Below are 6,382 nucleotides of genomic sequence, written 5' to 3'. Positions count from 1 at the left end.
CTGCAACGGGCAGAACAACCAGAAGTGGCGGTTCAACGGCGACGGCACCATCACCGCCGTCGGGGCGAACAAGTGCCTGGACGTGCCCAACAGCGCCACCGCCAACGGCACCAAACTCGCCATCTGGGACTGCAACGGCGGCGCCAACCAGCGTTGGACCCGCACCTGACATACGGAACGTCTTCGCCGGGGGCGGGCGACCGCCCCCGGCTCCGGCCGGCAGGTGACGCCGGTTCACCCCCCCGAAGAGGAGAACTATGCAGCCTTCATCCGTTCCCCCGCCGGACCCTGCCGTGCCCCGGCGGCGCTCCCCGGCGGCCGTCGCAGCATCCGTGGCCGCCGTGCTGGCCATGGTGCTGGCGACCACGCTGACCTGGACGGCTCCCGCGTCGGCCGCGGCGACGCCGTTGCTGAGCGCCCTTTCAGGACGCTGCCTCGACGTGAAGGGCAACGTCGACACGCAGGGCACCGCGCTGGACATCTGGGACTGCACCGGTCAGGCCGGCCAGGCGTTCGAGCTCACCTCCGCGGGAGAACTGCGGACGATGAACGGCACGCGGTGCGTGGACGCGTACGGCAACCAGACCGCGCCCGGCACGCAGGTGATCATCTGGGCGTGCAACGGGCAGAACAACCAGAAGTGGCGGAAGAACTCCGACTACTCCATCACCGGCGTCCAGTCGGGTCTGTGCCTGGACGTCAACAGGGCCGGCACCACCAACGGAACCGCCGTCATCCTGTGGACCTGCAACGGGCAGAACAACCAGAAGTGGCTCACCTCAGGCCCGACCCCGCCGCCGACGCCGACGGCCACGGCCACGCCCACGGCCACGCCCACGGTCACGCCCCCGCCCCCGGGCGCGCGCCCGTGCGACATCTACGCTTCGGGCGGTACGCCGTGTGTGGCCGCGCACAGCATGGTGCGGGCGCTCCTCGGCAGCTACAACGGCAACCTGTACCAGGTCAGGCGCTCCTCCGACAACACGACCAGGAACATCGGCCTGCTGAGCGCGGGCGGCTACGCCAACGCCGCGGCCCAGGACTCGTTCTGCTCGGGCACCACCTGTGTCGTCACCGTCGTCTACGACCAGTCCGGGCGAGGGAACGACCTGTGGTACCAGGGATCGAGCGTGGTCCCCGGCTCGCCGCAGAGCAAGCCCGCGACCGCGACCACGGAGTCGCTGACGGCCGGCGGCAACAAGGCGTACTCGCTGTACATCAACCCCGGTAACAGCTACTGGAGGGACGGTCACCTGACGGGCGTCCCGACCGGCAGCGCGCCCGAGGGCATGTACATGGTGACCAGCGGCACGCACGTCAACAGCGGCTGCTGCTTCGACTACGGCAACAGCGAGACGACGCGCAAGGCCGACGCCGCGGGAGCGATGGACGCGATCAACTTCAGCAGGCAGTGCTGGTTCGGCGGATGCTCCGGCAGCGGTCCCTGGGTCCAGGCGGACCTGGAGTGGGGCCTGTTCCCCGGCGGAAGCCAGTCCTGGAACCCCAACCAGCGGGCGTTCACCAGCAAGTTCGTCACCGCGGTGCTCAAGAACAACGGGACGACGCGGTTCGCGCTCAAGGGGAGCGACGCGCAGTCGGGCAGCCTGTACACCCTGTACGACGGCTCGCTTCCCTCGGGATACAACCCCATGAAGAAGCAGGGGGCCATCATCCTGGGCAGCGGCGGTGACTGCTGCAAGCCCGACGGCGGCGCCAACCTCAGCGCGGGAACCTTCTACGAGGGAGCCATGGTCGCGGGGTACCCCTCCGACGCCACCGAGAACGCGGTGCAGGCCAACATCGTGGCGGCCGGCTACCGCTGACCGCCGGCCCGCTCGCCGACCACGCGAGCGGGCCCTCACCGGCTCGGACGCCGGTCGATCGGTTCGTCATGGGACCGGCCGGCCGGCTTTCCGGCATGCGCGGGAAAGGGCCCTGGAAACCGCGTCTTCACGTCAATGACACGCCATTGACATCGCTTCTCGGCGCAACCTAGGCTGCGTTCGAATCGATTCGACGCAGGACATCCTGGGATGAAACGCCTCCCGCTCATGGAGCCGAGCCGCTCACATGGGCGCACAGCCCCCCTAGTGAAGGAGTCCGAGATGACCGTCGGCGACATCGTCCGCCGAGCCCGCCTGTGGCGCTCCACACCACCGCGACCGGCGCCTCCCGTCCACCCGTCCCACCCCCTCGTGGCCAAGGAGTCACGTGCCGACGTCACTTCCGGCGGGCGGCGCCGAAGCCGCAGCGGGATCGCCGCCTTCCTCGCCGTCGCCGCGCTCGTCGCGGGACCCATCGTGACGGCCACCTCGCCGGCCCAGGCCGCGGACCAGTCCATCTCCGTCGACTTCTCCGCCGGCGGCGGCTCTCCGACCTACCGGGCCTCCGGTTGGATCTACGGGATGACCGAGAACGGGGCGAACCCGCCGACCAACTACTTCACCGACGTGAAGTTCCGGTACATGCGCGCCGGCGGGGCGCAGCTCGACAGCCCGGGCGGCTGGGTGTCGGGCAAGTACGACCGCCGGTGGAACGCCACCCGCGCCCAGCTGCTGCGCACCCGCTCCCTGGGCGGGGAGTTCGTCCTGCTGGTCCACGACCTGTGGGGCGCCGACGGCTACCCGATCTCGCGCTTCCCCGGCGACAACGGCAACTGGACCGACTACGACAACTTCCTCACCCGCCTGATCAGCGACGTGCAGGCGACGGGCGCCCCGGTGCAGTGGGACCTGTGGAACGAGCCCAACATCACGCTGTTCTGGAACCGCCCCCAGTCGCAGTACTTCGAACTGTGGCGGCGCACCTACCAGCGCGTCCGGGCCGCGTTCCCGTCGCAGCCGATCGTGGGCCCGAGCCTGGCCGGCGTGCCGTCGACGGGCGGCTGGTGGACCCAGTACCTCGACTACATCAAGGCCAACAACGTGGTGCCCGACATCATCAGCTGGCACTCCCTGCCCGGTGACCCGGTGTCGAACGTGGCGACCGCGAACACCACCCTGAACTCCCGCGGCATCCCGCACTCGCGCCCGTACCAGATCAACGAGTACGGGGCGTCCAACGAGCAGAACCCCGCCGACGGCGCCTGGTACATCGCCCGCCTGGAAAGGGCCGGCGCCGACGGCCTGCGCGCCAACTGGGCCGGTGGGAACAACCTGCACAACGACCTCGGCAACCTGCTCGTCCACAACTCCTCCGGCCAGTACCAGCCGAAGGGCGAATGGTGGGCCTACCGCTTCTACGGCTCGCAGACCGGTCAGACCGTCTCGGTCACCCCCAGCGCCAACTACGACGCGTTCGCCACCAAGGCGAGCGGGAACGCCAAGATCCTGGTCGGCGGCGGCACCACGACCGGCAACGTCGCCGTCAACCTGCAACGCCTGGACACCACGAGCGGCATCGTCGAGAACAACCAGGTGAGAGTCCTCACCGAGCGCATCCCCTACAACGGCGGCGGCGCCGTCACCGGCCCGGTCACCGTCCAGAACTCCGTGGTGACCCTGTCCGGCAACGGCACGACGGTCAACCTGCCGCACACCGCCATCGACGACACCTTCACCATCACCCTGCTTCCCCCCTCCTCCGACCCCGGCCCGACCCCCACCCCGACCCCGACCCCGACCAGCGGGTCGACATCGGTGTTGCGCAACGTCAACGCCAACCGGTGCCTGGACGTCCCGAACTCGACCACGACCAACGGCACCCAGCTCCAGCTCTGGGACTGCGGGAGCGGCACCAACCAGCGGTTCACCTACACCTCGGGCAAGCAGCTGCAGGTGTACGGCAACAAGTGCCTGGACGCCAACGGGCGGGGCACCAGCAACGGCACCCAGGTGATCATCTGGGACTGCAACGGCCAGAACAACCAGCAGTGGAACGTCAACAGCGACGGCACCATCACCGGGGTGCAGTCCAACCTGTGCATGGAGGCGAGCAACTTCGGGACCGCCAACGGGACCAAGGTCCAGCTGTGGTCCTGCACCGGCACGAGCAGCCAGAAGTGGACCAGGAGCTGACCCGGTGACCGGCGGGCACCACCCGCCTCCCCCATGAACGCCCGAGGCCGGCCGGATGTGCGATCCACATCCGGCCGGCCTCGGGCCTTACGCTGTGAGAATCGGTCAGGTGCGGGTCCAGCGCTGGTTGGCGCCGCCGTTGCAGGACCAGATGGTCAACTTGGTGCCGTTGGCCGTGGCGTTGTTCGGCACGTCCAGGCACTTGTTCGCCCCGATGGCGGTGATGGTGCCGTCGGCGTTGAACCGCCACTTCTGGTTGTTCTGCCCGTTGCAGTCCCAGATGATCACGTTGGTGCCGTTGGCCGTGCCCCCGTTGTACACATCGAGGCACTTGTTGCCGTAGACCCGCAGCTCACCGCTCGCGGTCGGCGTCCACTGCTGGCCGGCCTGGCCGTTGCAGTCGTAGATCTGCGCCTGGGCGCCGTTGGCCTGCGAGCCGCCGGTGACGTCCAGGCACCTGCCGGAACCGGTGCCCCTGATCCCACCCGTGCCCGTGGGAGTGGGCGTGGGAGTCGGCGTGACGATGCCGCCTCCGGTCACGATGTACATGGCCGCCCCGTGCCCGGGCACCGACGCGCTGATCGTCGCGGACGAGGAGGACGTCGTGTGCGCCCACAGGTCACGTACCGAGTAGGAGGCCGCCGACCCCAGCCCCAGAGCGGAGGCGGTGGTGGAGACCGTCGAGGTCGAGGTGCCCCGGTTGAGCAGCACGACCGCGACCGAGCCGTTGGACATCGGCTTGCGCCAGACCTCCAGGTTCCCGTTGTCGCTGATCTTGTGGCCCTGCCGGCCGCCCCAGTCCTGGTTGACCGCGATGACCTCGGTGTTGGTGAGGATGGTGCGGGTGTCGGAGCTCATCGTGCGGATGTCGTTCCCGGCGATGAGCGGCGCGTTCAGCAGCGACCACAGGCTGAAGTGCGCCCGGCCCTCGGTCCCCGTCACCGAGCCGACACCCACCTCCAGCATGTCGGGGTCGTTCCAGCCCCCCGGACCCGAGTACGCGTCGAGCCCGACCTGCTGGTCCAGGATTCCCATGATCGAGTTCCAGTTCGACCCGATGTCACCGGTGTTGCGCCAGGAGTTGCCGACCGGCATCCCCCAGGTCCACACGCTCTCCTGGCCCCAGTTGCACAGGCTGTACACGATCGGACGCCCGGTCGCGGCCAGCGCGTCCCGCATGGCCGTGTACCGCTGCTGCCCGTTCCTGCCCTGGTGGTCGCCGCAGTTGTCGTACTTGAGGTAGTCGATCCCCCAGGACGCCCACAGGTTCGCGTCCTGCTGCTCGTGGCCCAGGCTCGCCGGGTAACCCGCGCAGGTGGTGGTGCCGGCCGAGGAGTAGATGCCGAGCTTCAGCCCCTTGGAGTGGACGTAGTCGGCCAGGGCCTTCATGCCGCTGGGGAACTTCTGCGGGTCGGGCACCAGGTTCCCGCTGGAGTTGCGGCTCATGGTGGACCAGCAGTCGTCGATGTTGACGTAGGTGTAGCCCGCCGCCGCCATGCCGCTGGAGACCATGGCGTCCGCGCTCTGCCGGATGAGCGTCTCGTTGACGTTGCAGTAGAAGCTGTTCCAGTCGTTCCACCCCATCTGCGGGGTACGGGCCAGACCGTTCTCGAGAGCGGCGACCGGCGACCTCTCGCCGCCGAGCGCGACCAGGGAGCCGGCGGCCACTACCGCCGCCAGCGCCAATCCAAGAATTCTTCGCATCTGATTCCTCTGTTGCTGGGATCGGGAGATCCGGGTGATCCGCCCGGCGTTCTCGAAGGTCCCGGAAGCGGGGGGCGCTCGGGTACCTGCTCAGACTCGGGGGGTGGGGGTCTCAGGTACGGGTCCAACGCTGGTTGGCGCCGCCGTTGCAGGACCAGATGGCGAGTTTGGTGCCGTTGGCGGTGGCGCTGTTGGGCACGTCCAGGCACTTGTTCGCCCCGACGGCGGTGATGGTGCCGTCGCCGTTGAACCGCCACTTCTGGTTGTTCTGCCCATTGCAGTCCCAGATGATCACCGTGGCGCCGTTGGCGGTGCTTCCGCCGTTCACGTCCAGGCACTTGCCGCCGTACACCCGCAGCTCACTCGAGCCGGTCGCGGTCCACTGCTGGTTGGCCTGGCCGTTGCAGTCGTAGATCTGCGCCTGGGCGCCGTTGGCCTGTGACGAGCCGGAGACGTCCAGGCAGCGGCCCGAACCCACACCCTTGATCGCGCCCGTGCCGGTGCCCGGAGTGGGCGTCGGCGTCGGACTGGGGGTGCCGCCTGGCTGGCCGATGGTGCCGGGGACCGACAGCAGGGCGTTGTACCAGGTGGCGGCCATCTTGTCGTAGCCGCCGGAGGTGGGGTGGATGCCGTCGATCAGGTCGGCGGTGGTCAGCGCGGCG

The 6,382-nt window shown here is 69.0% G+C and carries 5 protein-coding genes; 3 read left to right on the top strand and 2 right to left on the bottom strand.

The features are described from left to right. From ACFO60_RS40535 to ACFO60_RS40525, 3 genes are all read left to right on the top strand, one after another. A partial coding sequence (locus ACFO60_RS40535; protein ID WP_380852796.1) for an RICIN domain-containing protein occupies positions 1 to 169 on the top strand: 169 nt, incomplete at its 5' end. Between the two features lie 88 nt (positions 170 to 257). Next, complete coding sequence (locus tag ACFO60_RS40530; protein WP_380852793.1) at positions 258 to 1,823, top strand: arabinofuranosidase catalytic domain-containing protein; 1,566 nt, start codon at positions 258 to 260, stop codon at positions 1,821 to 1,823. 282 nt (positions 1,824 to 2,105) lie between these two features. Then, positions 2,106 to 4,016, top strand: a complete 1,911-nt coding sequence (locus ACFO60_RS40525) for a ricin-type beta-trefoil lectin domain protein (protein WP_380852790.1) — start codon at positions 2,106 to 2,108, stop codon at positions 4,014 to 4,016. Positions 4,017 to 4,121: 105 nt separating this feature from the next. Here ACFO60_RS40525 and ACFO60_RS40520 read toward each other — a convergent pair whose 3' ends face one another. Further along, entirely contained in the window at positions 4,122 to 5,720 is a 1,599-nt protein-coding gene (locus tag ACFO60_RS40520; protein WP_380852787.1) for a glycoside hydrolase family 27 protein, read from the bottom strand. A 112-nt stretch (positions 5,721 to 5,832) separates the two neighbouring features. Then, a partial coding sequence (locus ACFO60_RS40515; protein WP_380852784.1) for an RICIN domain-containing protein occupies positions 5,833 to 6,382 on the bottom strand: 550 nt, incomplete at its 5' end.

Origin of the sequence: Sphaerisporangium dianthi (assembly GCF_042654065.1) — a bacterium.
Lineage (GTDB): Bacteria > Actinomycetota > Actinomycetes > Streptosporangiales > Streptosporangiaceae > Sphaerisporangium > Sphaerisporangium dianthi.
The sequence above is the reverse complement of the archived record's forward strand: the minus strand, read 5'-3'. Positions and strand labels throughout refer to the sequence as shown.